Origin of the sequence: Actinomadura darangshiensis (assembly GCF_004349235.1) — a bacterium.
GTDB classification, from domain to species: domain Bacteria; phylum Actinomycetota; class Actinomycetes; order Streptosporangiales; family Streptosporangiaceae; genus Spirillospora; species Spirillospora darangshiensis.
In genome coordinates, this window is record NZ_SMKY01000003.1 from 11,568 (window position 1) to 30,899 (window position 19,332).

Sequence of the window (19,332 nt, forward strand, 5' to 3'; positions counted from 1 at the left end):
ACCGTTGACGGGTCAGAGGGGCGGGGTGCCGTGGGTGTGGAAGGACTCGATCGTCTTCAGGCCCCACGCCTGGCCCTTCGCGCGCTCCGCCTCCGTCCAGGTGATGGTCTTCCAGTCGGGGGCCAGGATCAGGCGGGCGCCCGGGTTGCACAGCTCGACGCGGTTGCCGCCCGGCTCGTAGACGTACAGGAAGAACGTCTGCTGGATGGCGTGCTTGTGCGGCCCGGTCTCGATGAACACGTCGTTGTCGAGGAAGATGTCGGCGGCGCGGAGGATGTCCTCGCGGGTGTCGGTGGCGAACGCGATGTGGTGCAGGCGGCCGTTGCTGCGCGTCCAGTCCCGCGTGTAGACGAGGTCGTAGGACTTGTTGGTGAAGGTCATCCAGCGTCCGCCGATGGTGCCGTCGTCCAGCCGGATCTGCTCGGTGGGGTGCCCGCCGAGGACGTCCCGCAGGAAGTCGGTGCTCGGCTCGACCTCGGCGGCCAGGAAGTTGACGTGGTCGAGGCGGCGGACGCAGACGCCGAGCGCCGGGTACGCCTGCGCCTGGTTCTTCAAGGACGGCGCCAGCTCCGGCGGCGCCTCGAACCACTCCGACTCCCAGTAGATCTCCAGCTCGTGGCCGTCCGGGTCGCGGAACACGTAGGCCTGGCCGATGCCCGGGTCGCCGTCCCGCCAGCCGACGCCGAGCCCGGCCGCCTCGATCGCCGCGACGCGCCGGTCGAGCGCCTCCCGCGACGAGGCGCGCAGCCCGGTGCGGCGGATGCCGGACGTGCTGTGCGCGGTGAGCTTGAGCGTGTGGTGCTCGTAGTCGTCCCAGGTCCGCAGGTACACCGAGTCGCCCTCGGTGCCGACCTCGGTGAGGCCCATGACGCGGGTGAAGAACCACAGGCTCTTCTCCGGTTCGGGCGTCAGCAGTTCGACATGGCCCACGTGCGCGATCTCGTGCTTGATGGTCAAAGGGAACTCCGGGGGAAGACTGTGCCGTCGAAGAGCTTGCGCGCCGTCCGGACGATGCCCGCCCGGCGGACGGTGGTGCCGTCGAGTTCGACCGCGACGTCGAGGCGTCCGGTGGGGTGCTCGATGCTGAGCGGCGAGCCGGGCGGCGGGAGGTCGGCGAGGTCGTGGCCCACGGCGCCGTCGATGAGCACCGCGGTGGCGACGGTGACGGCGCCGAGCACGCCGATGGACGCGTGCATGCGCAGCGGGATGAAGGTGCGGGTGCAGACCAGCCCGCCGTCGCGGGGCGGCGCGACGAGCGTGGTCTTGGGGACCGAGGAGGCCGAGACGTCACCGAGGCCCATCAGCACGCCGGCCTGGAGGCGCAGCGACTGGATCCGGTCCCGCAACCGCGACAGGTCGGTCTCGTAGCCGGTGACGCCGAAGGACGCGGCGGCGGCGACCACGACCGGCATCCCGTTGTCGACGCAGGTGACGTCGATGCCGTCGATCACGTCGCGGGGACGGCCGGTGGGGAGCAGCGCCCCGCAGGACGATCCTTCCGTCCCCGCGAAGTCCAGGTCGATCCGCGCGGCGGTGCCGGGCACGCCCGAGATCGCGGTGCCGCCGTCGTAGTCGACGATGCCGCCGGGGGTCGGGAACACCGCGGTGGCGATGCTCCCGGAGTTGAGCATCCGGATGCGGACGGCCGTCTCGTCCGGCTCCGCCTCGACCAGGCCGCGCTCGACCGCGAACGGGCCGACACCGGCGAGCAGGTTGCCGCAGTTCTGCCGGTCGGAGACGGTCGCCTCCTCGACGCCGAGCTGCAGGAACAGGTAGTCGACGTCGGCGTCCGCCCCGGCGGCCGGGGACACGACCGCGACCTTGCTGGTCAGCGGGTTCGCGCCGCCGATCCCGTCGATCTGCCGGGCGTCCGGGGTGCCCATGACGCGCAGCAGCAGGCCGTCGCGCGCGGCCGGATCGGCGGGCAGGTCGCCGGCCAGGAAGTAGGCGCCCTTGGACGTGCCGCCCCGCATCAGCATGCAGCGCACACCGTTCACGAGGCGCCGTACTCGACGTACTCGATGCCCATCCCGGGCAGCCGGTCGCGCAGCCCGTACCGGTCGAGGCCCAGTTCGCCCTTCTGGAACGCCGCCCGCGTGGCGGCCTCCTTCTCCTCGCGCGCCCGCGCGGCGGTCACCGCGTCCGCGACCGACTCGCGCGGGATGCACATCACCCCGTCGTCGTCGGCGAGGACGGCGTCGCCCGGGCGGATCGGCTGCCCGCCGATCGTCACCGGGACGTTCACCGCGCCCGGTGTCGCCTTCACCGTGCCCTGCGCGCTGACGGCCGCCGACCACACCGGGAAGCCCATCGCGTGCAGGTCGGCGACGTCCCGCACCCCGGCGTCGATGACGAGCCCGCGCACGCCCCGGTACTGGAGCGCGGTCGCGAACAGCTCGCCGAACATCCCGTCGGTGGACGGCGACGTGGTCGCCACCACCAGCACGTCGCCGGGGCGGCACTGCTCGACCGCGACATGGATCATCAGGTTGTCGCCCGGCCACGACAGCACGGTCACCGCGGTGCCGGCGATCCGCGACCCGAGGTGCACGGGGCGGATGGACGGCCCGAGGTACCCGGTGCGCCCGGTCGCCTCGTGGACGGTCGCGACCCCGTGCTTCGCCAGCTCGTCCACCGCCGCGGCCTCGGCGCGGGGCGGGTTCGTGACGACGACCGTCCTCATGCCAGCTCCCCCGTCGTCTGCGGGTACAGCCGGACGTACGCCTCCGCCCGCGTGTCGTGCGGCAGCCCCAGGTTCGGGCCCGCGTTCCGTTTCAGCTGGACGCCCCGCCGCTTGGCGAGGTCGGTGTAGTAGTCCCACATGTGCGCCTGCGCGGGCAGGCATTCCATCGCCTTGCGCTTGCGGTCGAACACGGACGTGATGTCCAGCAGGACGTCCGGTTTGAACTCGCACTGCTCAGGCTGGTGCGGCTCGAAGAAGAACACCGGGGGCGCGCCGAGCGGCTCGCCGGGCGCCTCGTATCCGATCGCCTGCGCGAGCACCCGCGCCTGCAGCGCCATCCGCGCCGCCGCCGGATGGTCGCCGTTGTACGGGTCGGCGAGGGTGTGCGTCAGGACGACGGCCGGCTCGAACTCCCGGTACACCCGGACGAGCCGGTCCACCAGCTCGGGCGTCTCGCGCAGCGGGTAGTCCCCGGCGTCCATGAACTCGATCTCGGCGCCGAGCTCCGCCGCCGCGGCCTCCGCCTCGTCCCGCCGCAGCTCCTTGATCTCCTCCAGGCCCTTGCCGTCCCGCCAGGCGCGGGCGGACTCGCCGCGCTCGCCGTAGCTCAGGCACACGACCTTCGCGCGGTCGCCGCGCGAGGCCGCCAGGGCGATGGCCCCGGCGGCGCGCCACACGAAGTCGCCGGCGTGGGCGCTGACGACGAGGAGGGGGCTGGGCGAGGGAGATGTACTCATGGCCCATACCCTCAGGCTTGTAACCCAAATTGTCAACAATCCTGCGAACATTAAGGGCCGGGGGTGCGGATGCCGTCGAGCAGCAGCCGGCTGAGCCGCAGCATCTCCTTCTCCGGGTCCCACAGGCCGGGGGCGTCCGTGCGGGAGCCGAGGTGCGGCTCCTCCAGCTCGCGCTGGATCCGCTCGGCCTCCGCGAGCGCCTCGCCGTCCGGCGTCTCCGGGAGCCGCCGGACGAGGCCGGCGAGCGCGCGGAGCAGCGCCGCGTACGCGTGCCGGAACTCAAGGGCCGGGCTCAGCTCCTCCTCGGCGTCCGCCGTCTGCCGCAGCGTCGCGGCGATCGACCGGATGTAGGCCGTGGCGTGGTCGAGCGTGTTCATCTCCCGCCGCGCCGGCCACTGGCCCGGCCCGTCCCGTGCCAGCGGGCGGTAGCCCCACAGCTTCGCGCGCGGGTTGGCGCGCATGCTCGCCTCGCCCTGCTCCAGCGAGTACCGCGCCTGGTCCTGGACGACGGCCAGCCGCGACTCGTGCTCCTCCAAGCGCGCGTCCCACTCGCCGGGCTCGATGATGTGCTCGGCGAGCGTCCCGAGCGCGTCCTCGACGGCCCTCTGCATCTCCCGGACGGCGTACTCGCCGCGCCGCAGGTACAGCGGCGGGAACACCGCCGCGTTCACGGCGAGCCCGACGACCAGCCCGACGGTGACGTCCGCGAGGCGCGGCAGCGTGTAATCGACGACCTGGTGCCCGCCGACCAGCAGCGCGAACAGCGCCGTGAACGCGACCTGGGACGCCTGCTCGCCGAGCCGCCGCCATCCCGAGGCCAGCATCGCCAGGACGACGACTACGGCGATGCCCAGGGCGTTCGGGCCGATCAGCAGCCCGACCGGGATCGCGAGCCCGGCGCCGATGACGAACCCGGCCGCGTACGCCAGGCTCTCCCGCAGCGACCGGACGACCGTCGGATACACCCCGAGCAGCGCGGCCAGCGGCGCGAAGTACGGCTGCGCGTGGCCGACCCCGTACTTGGCGATCAGCCAGGCCACGACCGCCGCGAGGACGGCCTTCACCGTCAGCTTGGCCCGCTGCTCCCAGTACCGGCGCCCGGCAAAGGGCCTCAGATGGGTTCGCAATCCTCCGGTCCGCACCGGGTCACGGTTCCCTCTCCCCGCGCTCCGAATCGCGGGAGCCACCGCACGGCCCGACGGGGGATGAACGCGCCGCGCGGTGGCCGGTCCCGGGATCAGCCCCCGGCCGGGTCCAGAGCGGAGACGGCCGCGGGGGCGAGCTGGGCGGCGCGCTCCCGCTGTGGGAAGCGGCCGACGTCGATGCGGGCGACCTCCCTGGCCGTCCGGTAGTCGATGACGGAGACCTGGTCGTCCTCGGCGAGGGACACGAAGCAGTCGTGGCCGTTGGGGCTGGTCTGCGTCCAGTACGGCAGGGCGTCGGCGGCGTAGTGGACGGTCCCGTCCGTGGTCAGTCCGGGGCGGGACACGATGGAGACGTAGTCGTCGATCGTCCCCGCCATGCACAGCTTGGTCTCCCCCGCGTCCATGGCCATGCCGTGGTGCGCGGAGTTCTGCGGGTAGTCGTCGGGCTTCATCGCGGCGGCCTTGTCGCTGAACGGCATCTGCACCGTCCGGGTGATCCGGCCGGCCGCCAGGTCGTACTCGACGAACCCGTTGAGGTAGGACAGCTGCGCGTACATCGTCCGGTTGTCGCGGGTGAAGACCGCCGGGCGGATGCCGTAGTCGAAGGTGTAGGTGCGCAGCGGCTTGTACGTGGCCGCGTCCACCGCCGTGACGGCCTTCGACCCCTTGAGCCCGTTGAGGAGCTTCGGCAGCGAGGTGATGCCGATGCTGGAGTTGTAGAGGATCCGCCCGTCCGGCGAGTAGTCGTTCGCGTGCGGGTAGGTGCCGGTGGCGAAGCTCGTCTTCAGCGTGCCGGTGGCGGTGTCGATGACCTCGGCCTTGCTCGCCGTGGTGGCGGAGACGATGAAGCGCGTCCCGTCCGGGGACAGCGCGGCATGGTCGGCCTTGAAGCCCTCGGTCTTGTGCCGCCACAGCATCCGCTTCGTGGCGATGTCGAACGCGGCGGCGTCCGAGAGCACGCCCCGGGAGACGTAGACCGTGGTGCCGTCCGGGGAGACGGCCATGTCGTCGACGAGCTTGCGGTAGCCCTGCGCCGCGTTGACGGCCTCGTAGCCGATGCGCTCGACGGGCGTCATCGCGTCCAGGCGCTCCTGGAGGTCGGGGACGACGTCGATGGAGCCGAGGTTGGCGTAGGTGGCGGTGTCGATGAAGCTGACGGTGCCGCCCTGCCCGTTGCCGACGGCCATGACGTCCCTGAGCGGCGCGGCCGCCCGCGCCGGAAGGGCGCCGGTGACCGCGGTCGCCGCCAGGGCGGCGCAGCCGAGCAGTGCGGTGCGTCTGCGGAGACTTCGGGAAGGCATCTCGTCCTCCTGCGGGGGTGGTCTCCGGTTGGAAAACGGCCGTGTTCGAACCTTGGTTACTGGACAGTAAGGCAGGGTGATGTGCGACACAAGACCCATTTGCGGGAAAATGCGCTCCGGGTGTGCGGCGGCGACGGGAGGCAGCGACGTGGCGGGCAGGCGCGCGACACCGACCGGCAGGTACGGCGGCCGGTCGGCGGCCGAGCGGCGCGCCGAGCGCCGCCGCCGGTTCCTGGACGCCGGGCTGGAGATGTTCGGCCGCGGCCCCGGCTACCGCGGCACCACCGTCGCGGCGCTCAGCGAGGCGGCCGGGCTGTCCACCCGCCAGTTCTACGAGGAGTTCAGGACCCTGGAGGACCTCCTCGCCGAGCTGCACCTGGAGGTCAACGACGCCGCCGAGCGCGAGGTCGTCGCCGCGCTCGCGTCCGTCGAGGGCCTCGGCCTGGCCGAGCGCACGGCCCGCCTCTTCCGCGTCTACGCCGCCGGCATCACCGCCGACCGGGCCCGCATCCGGATCGCGTTCGTCGAGATCATCGGGGTCAGCCCGCGGATGGACCGGCAGCGCCTCACCCGCCGCGCCCGCTGGGTCGAGTTCATCTGCGCCGAGGCGGCGGCCGCCGCCGCCCGGGGCGAGATCGCCGACCGCGACTACCGGATCGCCGCCGCCGCGTTCATCGGCAGCATCAACGGCCTCCTGCACGACTGGAGCGCCGGCTGGGTCGACGCCGGGATCGACGAGGTCATCGACGAGCTGGTCCTCATGCTCCTCGGCCGGCTGCACGCACCCGACCGCGGCATCCCCCTCCCCTGAGGCCGGCCCCGGTCACGGGCGGGAGCGAACGGCCGCCCGGTCGTCGACCGCCGGGGTGAGGACGGCGAGCCGGGCACCGGCCGGATCGGTGAGGACGCTGAGGCGGCCGGGCTTGATGTCGGTCGGCGGGACGTGGACGACCGCCCCCAGCTCGGCGGCCCGCGCGGCGGTGGCGTCGCAGTCGAGCACCCAGAAGTAGGGGATCCAGTGCGGCGGGAAGCCGACCGGCCACCAGCTCTCCAGCGGGAGCATCCCCGCCACGGACCAGTCGCCGATCTTCCAGTTGGTGTAGGCGGGCTCGTAGTAGGAGCGGTCCACGGACCGCCAGCCGAACACCGCGTTGTAGAAACGGCGGGCGCCGTCGATGTCGTGGGTGGCGAGCTCCACCCAGCACATGGCGGACGGCTCGTCGACGACCTCCGCGCCCGGGAAGTCGTACGGCTCCCAGAGGGCGAAGTCGGCGCCCTCCGGGTCGCCGCAGAGCGCCATCCGCCCGAGGTTGTTGACGTCGGTGGGCTCCAGCAGCTCCCGCCCGCCCATGGCGCGCACGGTGTCCAGCGTCGCCGGGATGTCGTCGCTCCGGAAGTAGCAGGTCCAGGACGGCTTGGCCGAGTCGTCCACGAGCGGCTGCATGCCGGCGACCGCCGGGCCCTCGACGCCGCCGAGGGTGAAGACGTGGTAGTCGCCGAAGACGTTCTCCATCGTGTAGACGTACCAGCCGAAGAGCTCGCAGTAGAACGCGTTGGACGCCGCCACGTCCGGGCTGGACAGTTCGGCCCAGGAGGGGAAGCCGGGGGCGTGTGCGGTCACCTCGGGCATCACCGGCCTCTCGAAGCTCGCATACCCCCACGCTAGGGACGCGCACGCAATATCCGGTCGGGGAAAACCCCAAGATCGCCCAAACGTTCGGCGCTCAGACGCTCACCACGGCCTGGAGCAGGCCCCAGACGAAGTGGGCGACGTAGGCGGTGCCGTCCGGGCCGTCCAGGGTCGCGTGCCAGCGGCCCGGCACCTCGCCGTCCTGGTGCGCCACCGCGCCGAACCGGGCGTCGACGTCCCCGGCGACGCAGGACCACGGGACGAGGTCGTCGACGGTCTCCAGCCGCGGCACGGGGACGCCGTCGTCCCGGACGAGCCACTCGTGCATCACCGAGCCGTCCGGGCCCATCATGATCTCGAAGCGCAGGCCGGGCCACAGCGGCAGTGGCGGCCACCACGCGACCGCGCAGGTGACATCGCCGATCGGCCGGTCCGCTCCGCCCGCGGGCGGGCCGAGGACGGCCTCGTAGCGGCGGCGCCCGCGCAGGAACGTCCGGGACCGCAGGATGCGCTGCCAGCGGGCGTTGACGGCGCGCATCTCCGTCCGGTCGGCGCCGAGGGCGCGCATCGCGTCCTCGACGAGGCCCGGCTGGTAGTCGGCCATCCGGCGGAGCAGCACCAGCTGGAACTCCCGCCGCGCGAATCCGTTCATCGCCCGGCCACGCTACCCGCCCCGGTCAGGACTTGCGGGCGCCGATGGCCTTGGCGATGGCGGGCCAGCTGCGGGCCAGCTCCCGGTTCCAGTAGCTCCAGTTGTGCATGCCCGGCCCGTACATGTTGGCGGTGATCGGGACGCCCGCCCGCTTCGCGGCGGCGACGAAGTTCGTGTTCATCACGCCGGCGAGCTGCTCGCCGATCCGGCCCGCGTGGTGCGGCGGGGTCTTCGGGTCGTCGTAGGGGCCCGGCTGGCCGTTGCCGCACGACACGTAGACGCCGATGCCCTTCAGCTTGGCGACGTTCACGGTCGCGTCGTGCGCCGCCCAGTTGCCGCGCGCCGTGATCGGGTCGCCCCAGATGGCGGTGCCGGCCCCGCGGTTCATCGACGTCAGGATGACCGGCATGCCGGGAGCGGTGATGTTGAGGGGGCCGCTGTAGGACGCGGCGTACTTGAACAGGCCGCGGTGCCGCTCGGCGTAGGTGATGGCGCCCTGCCCGCCGGACGACAGGCCGATCGCGGCCCGCGTCGACCCGGCGTGGAAGTTGCGCTCCATCAGCGGGATGACCTCGCGGATGTGGAACGTCTCCCACTCAGGGATGCCGCCCTTGCCGCCGTTGTACCAGTTGGAGTACGAGCCGTTGAAGCCGCCGTCGGGCATCACGACCATCGCGTTGTACGGGCCGATGACCTTCGCCATGGTGGACTTCTTCGACCAGGACGTCCAGTAGTCGTTGCCGCCGTGGTAGGCGTACACGACCGGCCACGTCTTGGTGGACTTGGCCTTCCAGCCCTTCGGCACCATCACCCGGGTCTTCACCGACTGGCCCAGCGCGGGCGAGGCGATGGTGACGTCGAACATGATCGAGTTGGCCTTCTCGATCTTGGTGATGGCGGCGCCGTCGGGGGCCTTGGCGTACTTGCTCGACACCGACGGGATCTTCGGCTTCTTGCCGTGGCTGGCCGCGTCGCCGTCCGGACCGTCCGCGCTCGGCGAGCGGTCGCCGGTCTTGAACGGGTTGCTGTTCAGCGGGACGCTGGGCAGCTTCGGCGACTTCTTGGGGGACGCGGACGTGCTGGGCGCCGACGGCTGCGTCGCGGGGTCGAACGACGGGATCGGGTTCGAGTTGCCGGACGCCTCCGACCTGCCCTTGGGCACGCCCACACCGGCCTGCGCGAGGCCGACCATGACGGCGGGCAGCAGGACGGCCGCCGCCGCGGTGCCCGCGATGGCGATCTTCCGGTCGGTACGCTTCTTCATGGACTCCCCAGCCATCCGGGTCGCCCCGGCCCGACGCTCCGCTCGCCCGACGAAACTACTGTCCCGGACGTCACAGCCGCAAGTATTGGCAACGAATGCAATAAAGGTGAGATCGTTCGTGACGCAGCGCTACCGGACCCGCACTAAACCGCTCTCCCCGGACGGACGGACTGGGCGTGCCGGAACACCTCGCACGGATCCCAGAATCGTTTGACCTCCTGGAGTTTCCGGTAGGCGTCCTTGTAGTAGAGGGTCTCCCATGACTGGCCCGACTCATTCCAGCGCCCGTCGTTCAGGTCGGTGTCGGGATAGCCGATGTAGCAGCCGTCCGTGACCTCGCCGTCCGCGACGGGCACGCCCCCGGTCGCGGCGAACGTCGCCTTGTAGATGTCGCGGATCCAGGCGATGTGACCGTCCTGGCAGGCGTCGTATTCCGGCCAGTACACCTGGTACTGCACTTTCAGAATGGAATCGCGCTGCCGCACCGCGGTCTCACGAAGCGGGCTGTTCACTGCGCCGCCGTAGGAGTCGACCTGAATGAGCGCCTGCCTGTTCACGTAGCCGGTGTACCGCTCATTGCCGAGATAGGCCCACATGGCGCTGATCTGCCGGCCGGTGAACGGTTTCCGCAGGTAGGCCGACTTGTACTTTCCGCAGCGGTTCCCGCCGCCGGAGTTCAGCACTCGCGTGGCGGTCAGCCATGGCATCACCCGCGGAATGCCCGGCCGCATGAAATGCCCGCCCGGCACCGACCGCGTCTTGGTCGCCGCCGGGCCGATCCGCCCGTCGACCGCCGCGACGAAGCCGGCCATCGCCGCCGCCCCGTCCGGGTCGTCCGCGTCCACTTGCGCCAGCAGCCCGATCTGGCCGTTGCTCACATGGTGGAGCTTGAGCATCGCGAACAGCTTGCCCGCCGCCGTGGACGGATTCTGATGGTCGCGGAAGTACTCGCCGAACGCCGTCACCAGCGCGGCGAACTCGTCCTTCGTGAAGTCCTTCCAGTCCCATGCGAGCGCCGTCAGCAGCACCTGTCCCGGCGGGTGCGGAAGCCCGCGGAACCAGAACCGGGTGACGACACCGAAGTTCCCTCCCCCGCCCCCGGTGTGCGCCCACAGCAACTCGCGGAGCCGCTGATCCTTGTCATCGCGTCTGGCGACGACGAGCTTCACGTTCTTGTTTTCGTCGACCACCGCGACCTCCACTGCGTAGAGGTAGTCGACGGTGAGCCCGTGCTGCCGCGACAGCATCCCGAACCCGCCCGCCGGAATATGGCCGCCGAGCCCCACCGAGAAGCACGAGCCGCCCGGCAGAACCTTGCCGCTGACCGGATAGAGCCGGCCGTAGACGTGCCAGACCGTCGCCCCGGCCTCCACGCAGTACGCCCGCATGCCGCCGTCGTACGACACCCCGCACATCGGGCTGACGTCGAGGATCACCCGCACGTCGCCGCCGCACACGAAGTCCTCGTAGCAGTGCCCGCCGGACCGCGCGGTGATCCGCGTCCGCCCCGGATCCACCGGCGCCTCGTTCACCGCCTCTTCGAGCGCCGCCCGCGCCTCCTCGGGCGTCCGCACCATCCGCACGTACTCCGGCTCGCCGACCCACCGCTGGTTGAACCCGCGCCTGAGCGCCGCATACCGCCCGTCTCCGACCCGGACGACCGCACCGGACCCTGCCAAGACCTCGCCCACCAACGCCTCCGCACCTCGGGAACGCCATCCGGGTCCCTTCCCGACCCACGCGCGAAGTAGTCGATCGATTACAGAGAGTGGAGCCTCTCGGCAGATGCCGAAACTCTGGCGTACTCGGCGTCTGATGGCGGCGGGGTCAGGGGTGGGGGTGGTGGGTGTAGAGGGCGCCGGCCTGGAAGCGGGTGCGGGCGCCCAGGCGGTCGCAGAGGTCGCGGACGCGGCGTTGGACGGTGCGGGTGCTGATGGAGAGGCGGCGGGCGATGGCGTCGTCGGTGAGGCCCGCGGCGAGGAGGGTGAGGACGGCGTCGTCGGCGGCGGACTCGGGGGCGTCCTCGCCGGGGAGCGGGAGGCCGGCGCGCCAGAGGGCCTCGAAGAGGGAGACGAGGGCGTCCAGCAGGGCCGAGGGATGGACGACGAGGGAGCTGTCGACCGAACTGGCGTGCTCGGAGGTCAGCGGGAGCATCGCGGTGCGGCCGTCGGCGATCGCGAGCTTGATGGGGACGGCACCGAGGCGGGCCTCCTCGCCGGACGCGACGGCGCGGCGGATGCGGTCGAGGGCGTTGGGCGCGTCGAGCGCCTCGGGGCCGTAGATGCCGCGGACGCGGGTGCCGCGGCGCATCGTGCGGTCCTGCTCGTCGCTGGAGAGCGCGGTGTCGGTGGCGAACGGCGGCTGGACCAGCACCAGGAGCTCCTCTTCGGCGCCCCGCATGAGCTGCAGGTAGCGGCGGGCCACGGCCGCCCGTCCGCTGACGACCTCGACGAGCTCCTCCGGGTGCGGGGCGGCCTCGGCCAGGAGCGGGCCGATCGCGGCGCGGCTGCGGGCGATCTCCTCCTGGCGGCTCGCGACGAGCGCCTCCACGGCGGCGTGCGGCGGGGTGGCGAGGAGGCGCAGCGGCCGGCCGGCGAGGCGCGTCACGAGCCCGAGTTCCTCCAGGCGCGGCAGGAGGCGGCGCAGGGCGGCGGCCGAGGTGCCGAGGCGCGCCGCGAGGGCGGCGAGGGTGGACGGGCCCTCGCGCAGCAGGGCGCGGTACGCCGTCTCCTCGGCGGCGGTCACCCCGAGTCCCTCCAGGAGCGGCGAATCGGACACGTCCTAAAGGTAGACGTTCCGGGTCCGTTTGGCGGGTTCCCGCCATGGCGGAAGGCGCCACCCCCGGCCCTGGATCGCCGGTGATCACCGAGCCCACAATCAAGATCCACTTCATGGGGAGGGATGGCCATGTGGCTGAAGACCGCGGCGGCCCTGGGGGCCGGCGTCCTGGGGCTCGGCGTCCTCGGGCCGGCGGCGCCCGCGGCGGCGGGCACCGGGCCGGCGCCCGCACTGCGAGCGCCGGCCGGAGCGTACGACGTCGCACTGCCCACCGGGGACACGGTGCACGTCGCGGACGGCGCCACGACGGTGACGCCCGGACCGGGGCGCGACCCGGCGTTCTCGATCAGGCACGGCGGCGGTGATCTGTACGTCGTCCCGGACGACCGGCTCACCGATGACCCCGAGCGCTACAACGTGACGGCGCTGCACGAACACCGGCGTCCGGCCGCGCCGGAGCCGAGGGCCTCCGGTGAGTTCGTCACCGTCCATGTGAAGGGCATCGCGCGGGACGGGCGGCCGGGTCTCGGCACGGCCGGCTTCCTGAACGTCGAGGACGCGTCGCTGGGCAATGCCCACCGCCCCCTGCCCGGGAAACCGGGCGGCCCGTGCAGCGATGCCCGCTGGGAGGACTCCGGCTGCGTCCGGCTGCGGCCCGGCACGTACTCCGTGCTCGGCTTGATCAAGACGCTGCCCTCGTGGGCGTCCAGCACCGGTTCGGAGAAGCCGCTCGACTTCAGCCTCGTGGGCTACCCCGAGATCAAGATCACCGGGGACACCGAGATCGTCCTGGACGCGCGCAAGGCGAAGGAGGTCACGGTCCGGACGCCCGAGCACGCCACCAAGCCCGACCTGGGTGCGATCAGCCATCTGATGTGGACCCGCGGCACCGCGAGCGGCCAGTCCGTGAACGAGGGCGTCTACATGAACGACGGGGCGACGCTGGAGGAGCGGGTGTTCCTGCAGCCGACCGAGAGGGTCCGCTCAGGCACGTTCGAGGCGTACACGCGCTGGCGGCTGGAGGCGCCCGCCATCACGATGCGGGCACGAGGGCTTTCGCTGCATCCCATGTACTACCCCGCGAGCTACTTCAGCGATACCTCCGACCAGTTCCCCCGCCTCGACGGCAGAACCCGCATGCGGGTCGCGGACGGGGACCGGCCCGGCGCCGGACTCCGCGGCCGTCTCGCGGTCATCCGGCGTAAGGACGGCGTGTCCGTCGCCGAGCAGTCCAACCGGGCCGCGGACGCGGGTGCCCGCATGGTCGCCATCTACAACGACAAGCCGGGTGTGAACGACGATCCGGGCGGCTATGGAACGCAGCTGAAGGTTCCGACGGTGCGCCTGTCCCATGAAGAAGGACAGGCTCTTCTGCGAAGGCACAACACGACCGTGACGGCGGCGGGCGTCGTGGACAGCCCCTACCAGTACGACCTGGTGTTCCCGGAGACGGGACGGGTGTCGGAGAACCTGAACTATGTGGCGCGTACCCGGGACCTGGCGCGGCTCGACAACGCGTACCACGGCACCGGTTCCATGACCACGGCGCGCTACAGCAGGCGTCCCTGGGAGGAATTCTCGATCGCGTACGCCCATCCGTTCATCGGCGCCCCCAGAACGCGTGTCGAGTACGTCTCGGCCGACCCGAAGACGACATGGTCGGCCATGGCCGCCACGCCGGAGCAGCCCTACAACCACGCGTTCCCTGTCCCGAAGACGCCTCACCTCACGATGGGCAGCGGAGAGGCGACCGCGTACAGGCCGGGCTACAGGGGCACGCAAACCTGGTTCCGGGCCCCGCTCGCCGGGGGCGTCAACCCGCAAGCGCCGATCGCGCGCACCGGTGACGGGATCCGCTTCAACCTCGGGGTGGTGGACGCGGCGAACAACTTCGCCGGGCCTTCCTCCAGTTCGTTCCCGGACGGCTTCGTCACCGATTTCCGCGTCTACCGGGACGAGCAACTGGTCGCCCAGACGTCCGCCCGCGCGAACGGGGTACTGACGACGACGCCGGAGGACGCCGCCTACCGGGTCGAGTACGACTTCGCGAACACCGCCCCTTGGGCACGGCTGTCCACACGCACGAACACGTCGTGGACGTTCCGTTCGGCGCACACCGGCGACACCACCGTCCTCCCGGTGTTGCAGGTCGGCTATGACACCGACCTCGATCTGCGGAACCGGACGCGGTCGAAGCGTCTGAAGCTGGAGGTCCGCCGCCAGGACGGCTCGTCCGTGCCGCTGAAGAGCCTGACGCTGCAGACCTCGTTCGACGACGGGACGACCTGGCGGGACGTCCCGCTGAGGAAGGGCACCGCCCGCCTCCACGGAAAGGGGACCGTGTCCCTCCGGGTCACCGCCGAGGACAGGGCGGGCAACGCGGTCGTCCAAGAGGTCGTCCGCGCCTACGAGCTGCGCTGAGGAACCGCAGGGCCGTGACCCCGGCGAGGAGCCGGGGTCACGGCATGGGAACCGGCCCGGCTGACGTCGGGCCGGGCCGGTCCCCAGGGGTCACGCCGCGGCGAAGTCGTAGGTCGCGGTGAGGGTGGCGGACGACGGGCAGAGGACGCCGCTGGTCTTGTTGACGGTCTGCTCGGTGAACGTGGCGGTGATCGGCAGGTCGGTGCCGGTGTAGGCGCCGGTGATGGAGCCGCCGAACGTGCAGCCGATGGCGCTCATCGAGAAGCCGCTGAGGGTGGCGACGCCGCCGGCCAGGCTGCCGCTCCACGGCAGGTTCTCCGGGGTGACGTCCACACCGCAGCCGCTGACGGAGGCGGAGGTGACCGAGAGGGTGCCGTCCTCGGCGATCGTGCCGGACAGCGTCGAACCGGTGCAGGTGGCGGGGATTCCCGCGTCGATCGTCATGGTCCCGTTGAGGGTGGCGGTGAAGTCTCCGGCCGTCCAGGCCATGGCGGGAGTGGCGGTCACGGCGAACGTGAGGGCCGTGGCGGCGAAGGCCGAGGCGATCGCGGCCGTCTTCGTGGTGCGGGACAAGGGAGTCCTCATTTCGAGCTGTGGGCGTCGCGCCTGCACCCGAAGGAATGGGGTGGGAGCCCGGCCGGCGATGCGGGCACCGCAGATCCGGGATGGGGAGCCAGCGGCCGCCCGTCTGCTTCGACATGTCGCGACCACTGAGTAGAACGCGTTCTACTCAGAAGATAAACAATGGCCTCTGGATGGTCAACACTTGGATCGAAACCGTGCATACCCGGCATTGATGCACGGCCATAAAGCCTCTTCAGATGCGTCCATATGTGATGCAGCGTGTTCTAGTTTCCCGCATCCCGTAAGGGTCAGCAGACCTTGAAGGAGCGGGACACCTCCTGGTGCGTGGGGCTGATCAGCACCATCCGGTAGGTGTGGGTGCCCGGGTCCTCCTGCTCGCCCCCGCCGCTGGCGAACGACGGGTCGGCCGTCCAGGAGATGGGGTGGCCGTCGCCGAGCCGGCCGTCGAAATAGATGCTGAACTTGATCGGCGTCGGGTTCACGCTGCCGGTGATCCGGTACTTGACGTCGACATAGCCGTCGGCCGGCTCGCAGGCCGCGCCCGAGCCGACCCTGAAGTAGTCGATGCGGGCGGTCGGGCCGCCACCGCCGCCGGAGCCGCCGCCCCCGCCGGAGCCGCCACCGGTACCGCCGCCTCCTGCGCTGCCGCCGCCGGACGTGCCGCCGCCCGAGCCGGGCCTACCGGAACCGGACGTGCCGCCCTTCTTGCCGGAGCCGGGCTTCGTCGCGGTGGCCGAGGGGGACGGCTTGCCCGAGGCGCCGCCCTTCACCCCCGAGCCCGGGACGTCGCCGCCCGGAGCCGTCCGCCCCTGCGGGTTGGCTCCGGTGTATCCCACCGGGTCGCCCCCGCCGGCGGCGTTGGAGTCGTCCGGCCAGAAGGCCCAGATGCCGGCGCCCGCGAGGAGGGCGATCACCACCGCGGCCGCCCCCGCTCCCAGCAGCACCAGGGGTGGCCGGGCCGAACCCTGCTTCTTCTGCTTCCGGTCGTGCACCGTCCGGGGCGCGGCGGGCATCGGCGGGACGGTGGGCGGCGCCTGCGGGGACGCCACCGGCCGGGCCGGCGTCGGCGCGGGCGCGGGACGCGGCGGATCCACCACCGTCCGCTCGACCGGCGCCCCGCCGCCCGGATTCGTCGCCTGGGCCTGGGCGCCCAGCAGGCGCAGCAGGACGGCCTGCATCGCGGGGCGCTCTGCCGGGTCCTTGGCCAGGCACGCGGCCACCGTGCCGCGCAGCGGCTCCGGCATGTCGCCGAGGTCCGGCTCGCCCTGCAGGACCCGGTGCATGATCGCCGGGAAGGTGTCCGCGCCGAACGGCGGCCTGCCGGTGGCGGCGAACGCGATGACCGAGGCCCACGCGAACACGTCCGCGGGCGGGCCGGCCGCGTCCCCGGCGAACTGCTCCGGCGCCATGTAGGCGGGCGTCCCGATGATGCTGCTGGTCATGGTGAGCGGCGACTCGACGTTCCGGGCGACGCCGAAGTCGATGACGCGCGGGCCGTCCGGGCCGAGCAGTACGTTGGACGGCTTGAAGTCGCGGTGCACGACGCCGGCCTCGTGGATCGCGGCGAGCGCGGTCGCGGTGGCCACGGCGAGGCGCCGGAGCGCGGCGCCGTCGCGCGGCCCGGCCTGCTGGAGCGACGGGCCCTCGACGTACTCGGTGACGATGTAGGGCCGCCGGTCGTCCAGCGACGCGTCGAGGACCTGGGCGATGCAGAACGGGTCGACGCGCCGGGCGGCGGCGATCTCCTTGCCGAACCGCTCCCGGACGCGCGTGTCGGCGGCCAGTTCCGCGCGCAGCACCTTGACCGCGACGGGCACCCCGTCGGCGCCGTGCCCCAGGTAGACGACGCCTTGGCCGCCCATGCCCAGCCGTCCGGACAACCGGTAGGGGCCGACGTCGGTCGGATCGTCGGGGTCCAGGGGCTCGGTTGCGGGCATCGCGCGGGACTCCTGGGAGGCGGGAGGCAGGGATGAAACGCAACCTTATTGGATAAAAGACCCCGCGCCCCAGGAATCGGATCATGGACCGCGGGTGTCAGCCGAAGCGCTCCCGGAGCGCCGGGAGCAGGTCGGACTCCGCCCACGTGCGGAAGTCCTTCTGGTGGTCCGGGCCGGACTGGCAGAAGGAGATGTGGGTGAACCCCGCGTCGGCCCACTGCCGCACCGCCTGGACGTAGTCGTCCACGTCGTTGCCGCACGGGACGGACTCGGCGACGTCCTCCGGGCGGACGGTCTTCGCCGCGGCCTCGAAGTTCACCGGGCCCGGCAGCTCGGCCATCACCTTCCACGCCGGGGCGGAGAACTTCCAGGTGCGGTGCGCGCGCTCCTTGCACTCGTCGTAGTCGTCGCCGTAGGCGACCGGGATCTGCCCGTAGACGGGCTTGCCGGCGCCGCCGCCGTCCTGGAAGACGCGCACGGTGTCCGCGACGGGCTGGTCGGAGATCAGCAGGTCGGCGTGTTCGGCGGCGAGCCGTCCGGCACGCGGGCCGTAGGCGGCCATGCCGATCCGCACCGGCCGGTCGGGCAGGTCGTACAGCTTCGCCGAGTCGACGGTGTAGTGCCGGCCCCGGTAGTTCACGTAGTCGCCGGAGAACAGCGCCCGGATGATCTCGACGGCCTCGGCGAACATCTCGTGCCGGACGTCCACCGACGGCCAGCCGCGCCCGACGACGTGCTCGTTGAGGTTCTCGCCCGCGCCGAGGCCGAGCGTGAACCGGCCGTCCGACAGCACCCCCATCGTGGCGGCCTTCTGCGCCACCACCGCCGGGTGGTAGCGCATGATCGGGCAGGTCACGAACGTCATCAGCGGGATGCGGTGGGTGGCCTGCGCGAGCGCGCCGAGCACCGACCAGGCGTAGGCCGCGTGGCCCTGGCTCTCCAGCCACGGGAGGTAGTGGTCGGAGATGGCCGAGTAGCCGAAGCCCGCCTCCTCCGCCTCGACGAGGTCGGCGACGAGCTGCTTCGGCGGCGTCTGCTCGCAGAGCAGCGTGTATCCGAATTCCATGTCAGTTCCCCAGCAGGTCCATGAGGTCGTCGGCGTGCTCCTCCTCCTCGGCGAGGATCTCCTCCATGATGCGGCGCGTGGTGACGTCGCCGGCGCCGAGCCACCGGATGATCTCCTGGTAGGACTCGATGACGATCCGCTCCGCGACGAGGTTCTCCTGGAGCATGCCCTTGAGGTCGTTGTCGTCGAACGTCTCGTAGGTGGTGTGGGCGCGTTCGGCGATCGTCCGCGGGTCGAAGTCGGGGTCGCCGCCGAGCTGGCTGATGCGCTCCGCGGCGCGCATCGCGTGGGCGCGCTCCTCGTCCGCGTGCTCGCTGAACTCCGCGGCGACCTGCGCCCGGTCGATCCCGCTCGCGCTGATCGCGTGCCGCGCGTAGCGCATCCAGCAGACGATCTCGGTGGCGACGACGTCGTTGAGGACCCCGACGACCTCCTCGGGGCTCCTGCCGTAGCCCTCGGTCACGGGGCCGTCCGCCATCTTGCGCCGGGCCCGTTCCCGTATCGCCGCCACGTCGATGCTGAAGCTGTAGTCGGCCATGCTCTCCTCCTGATCAGCGCGGACGTAGCGGTCCTACCCAGCAGGGGCCGCCCATGCGTTCCGGGGCGCCCGAGGAGAACGCGCTGATCAACGCTTACTTGGCCACGGTCGGTGACACGTGCTATACGTAGAGCTACCTCGTTCCGATCCTGGGGCGAGGCCAGGGACATCCGGTATCCACCTTGAGATCCGGGCGTGACAAGGAAGAAAAGGAACCACATGAAGTCCTTCAGCTACACCGAGCTGGACAAGCTGGCCGGCGAGGTTCTGCCGGAGCGCGCCGTGCTGTCCACCCTTCTCGTCGGTGGCGGCAGCGACAACGACAACGAGAACCTCAACTTCAACCACGGTGGTGGCGGCCACGACGGCGGCACCACCGCGGTCGTCCCGAACTGCCAGAGCAACATCAACCACTCGCAGGGCGGCCTCATCGGCGCGCTGGGCCTCAGCTCCGAGAACCCCAACTCGTCGTTCACCTGCGCCAGCAGCTCGGTGGTCTCGGGTCACTGATCCAACAGAGCATGACCGCGGGCTCGCGCCCGCATGGGAAGGGCTGGCGTTCTCCTGCCAGCCCTTCCCCCTCTTCCCGGACGAC

18 protein-coding genes are annotated in these 19,332 nt (G+C 71.6%); 3 read left to right on the plus strand and 15 right to left on the minus strand.

Translation table 11 applies throughout. The features are described from left to right. Positions 1 to 12: 12 nt before the first annotated feature. The 6 genes from E1293_RS01095 to E1293_RS01120 form a co-directional block, all read right to left on the minus strand. Positions 13 to 957 (minus strand): catechol 2,3-dioxygenase, encoded by a 945-nt coding sequence (locus E1293_RS01095; RefSeq protein ID WP_132192802.1) that lies wholly within the window; start codon positions 955 to 957, stop codon positions 13 to 15. Beyond that, on the minus strand, positions 954 to 1,997 hold the full coding sequence (locus E1293_RS01100) for a 4-oxalomesaconate tautomerase (protein WP_207938606.1): 1,044 nt from the start codon (positions 1,995 to 1,997) through the stop codon (positions 954 to 956). The genes E1293_RS01095 and E1293_RS01100 overlap by 4 nt, the downstream gene beginning before the upstream one ends. Then, on the minus strand, positions 1,994 to 2,683 hold the full coding sequence (locus tag E1293_RS01105) for a 4-carboxy-4-hydroxy-2-oxoadipate aldolase/oxaloacetate decarboxylase (RefSeq protein ID WP_132192806.1): 690 nt from the start codon (positions 2,681 to 2,683) through the stop codon (positions 1,994 to 1,996). The genes E1293_RS01100 and E1293_RS01105 overlap by 4 nt, the downstream gene beginning before the upstream one ends. Next, positions 2,680 to 3,420: a PIG-L deacetylase family protein gene (locus E1293_RS01110; protein WP_132192808.1), complete on the minus strand. Its 741-nt coding sequence runs from the start codon at positions 3,418 to 3,420 to the stop codon at positions 2,680 to 2,682. The genes E1293_RS01105 and E1293_RS01110 overlap by 4 nt, the downstream gene beginning before the upstream one ends. A 50-nt stretch (positions 3,421 to 3,470) precedes the next feature. Further along, positions 3,471 to 4,547 (minus strand): FUSC family protein, encoded by a 1,077-nt coding sequence (locus E1293_RS01115; protein ID WP_165978033.1) that lies wholly within the window; start codon positions 4,545 to 4,547, stop codon positions 3,471 to 3,473. 110 nt (positions 4,548 to 4,657) lie between these two features. After that, positions 4,658 to 5,866, minus strand: a complete 1,209-nt coding sequence (locus tag E1293_RS01120) for a YncE family protein (RefSeq protein ID WP_132192812.1) — start codon at positions 5,864 to 5,866, stop codon at positions 4,658 to 4,660. A 148-nt stretch (positions 5,867 to 6,014) separates the two neighbouring features. On the opposite strand from E1293_RS01120, the gene E1293_RS01125 reads away from it, so the two are divergent. Further along, the gene (locus tag E1293_RS01125) at positions 6,015 to 6,677 is read left to right on the plus strand and encodes a TetR/AcrR family transcriptional regulator (RefSeq protein ID WP_243715946.1); all 663 of its coding nucleotides are present in this window, start codon (positions 6,015 to 6,017) and stop codon (positions 6,675 to 6,677) included. Positions 6,678 to 6,689: 12 nt separating this feature from the next. On the opposite strand, the gene E1293_RS01130 is transcribed toward E1293_RS01125, so the two are convergent. The 5 genes from E1293_RS01130 to E1293_RS01150 form a co-directional block, all read right to left on the minus strand. Beyond that, positions 6,690 to 7,496 carry a VOC family protein gene (locus E1293_RS01130; RefSeq protein ID WP_132192816.1) on the minus strand — a complete coding sequence of 269 codons (807 nt, stop codon included), beginning with the start codon at positions 7,494 to 7,496 and terminating at the stop codon, positions 6,690 to 6,692. Positions 7,497 to 7,590: 94 nt separating this feature from the next. Beyond that, entirely contained in the window at positions 7,591 to 8,148 is a 558-nt protein-coding gene (locus tag E1293_RS01135; RefSeq protein ID WP_132192818.1) for a hypothetical protein, read from the minus strand. Between the two features lie 25 nt (positions 8,149 to 8,173). Then, a complete protein-coding gene (locus tag E1293_RS01140) occupies positions 8,174 to 9,412 on the minus strand; it encodes an alpha/beta hydrolase (protein ID WP_165978034.1) in 1,239 nt (412 codons plus the stop codon). Positions 9,413 to 9,555: 143 nt separating this feature from the next. Beyond that, the gene (locus E1293_RS01145; RefSeq protein WP_243715947.1) at positions 9,556 to 11,103 is read right to left on the minus strand and encodes an FAD-binding oxidoreductase; all 1,548 of its coding nucleotides are present in this window, start codon (positions 11,101 to 11,103) and stop codon (positions 9,556 to 9,558) included. A 136-nt stretch (positions 11,104 to 11,239) separates the two neighbouring features. Next, positions 11,240 to 12,190 (minus strand): helix-turn-helix transcriptional regulator, encoded by a 951-nt coding sequence (locus tag E1293_RS01150; protein WP_132192822.1) that lies wholly within the window; start codon positions 12,188 to 12,190, stop codon positions 11,240 to 11,242. Positions 12,191 to 12,319: 129 nt separating this feature from the next. Between E1293_RS01150 and E1293_RS01155 the strand changes: the two genes are divergently transcribed. Further along, a complete protein-coding gene (locus tag E1293_RS01155; protein ID WP_132192824.1) occupies positions 12,320 to 14,611 on the plus strand; it encodes a PA domain-containing protein in 2,292 nt (763 codons plus the stop codon). A 90-nt stretch (positions 14,612 to 14,701) separates the two neighbouring features. On the opposite strand, the gene E1293_RS01160 is transcribed toward E1293_RS01155, so the two are convergent. The 4 genes from E1293_RS01160 to E1293_RS01180 form a co-directional block, all read right to left on the minus strand. Continuing rightward, positions 14,702 to 15,184, minus strand: a complete 483-nt coding sequence (locus tag E1293_RS01160) for a hypothetical protein (RefSeq protein WP_132192826.1) — start codon at positions 15,182 to 15,184, stop codon at positions 14,702 to 14,704. 299 nt (positions 15,185 to 15,483) lie between these two features. Beyond that, complete coding sequence (locus E1293_RS48445; protein ID WP_207938607.1) at positions 15,484 to 17,133, minus strand: serine/threonine-protein kinase; 1,650 nt, start codon at positions 17,131 to 17,133, stop codon at positions 15,484 to 15,486. Between the two features lie 97 nt (positions 17,134 to 17,230). Further along, on the minus strand, positions 17,231 to 18,199 hold the full coding sequence (locus E1293_RS01175) for a TIGR03557 family F420-dependent LLM class oxidoreductase (protein ID WP_132192828.1): 969 nt from the start codon (positions 18,197 to 18,199) through the stop codon (positions 17,231 to 17,233). Position 18,200: 1 nt separating this feature from the next. Next, positions 18,201 to 18,737: a ferritin-like domain-containing protein gene (locus E1293_RS01180; protein WP_132192830.1), complete on the minus strand. Its 537-nt coding sequence runs from the start codon at positions 18,735 to 18,737 to the stop codon at positions 18,201 to 18,203. A 219-nt stretch (positions 18,738 to 18,956) separates the two neighbouring features. Between E1293_RS01180 and E1293_RS01185 the strand changes: the two genes are divergently transcribed. After that, positions 18,957 to 19,247 carry a hypothetical protein gene (locus E1293_RS01185; protein WP_132192832.1) on the plus strand — a complete coding sequence of 97 codons (291 nt, stop codon included), beginning with the start codon at positions 18,957 to 18,959 and terminating at the stop codon, positions 19,245 to 19,247. Positions 19,248 to 19,332 lie beyond the last annotated feature (85 nt).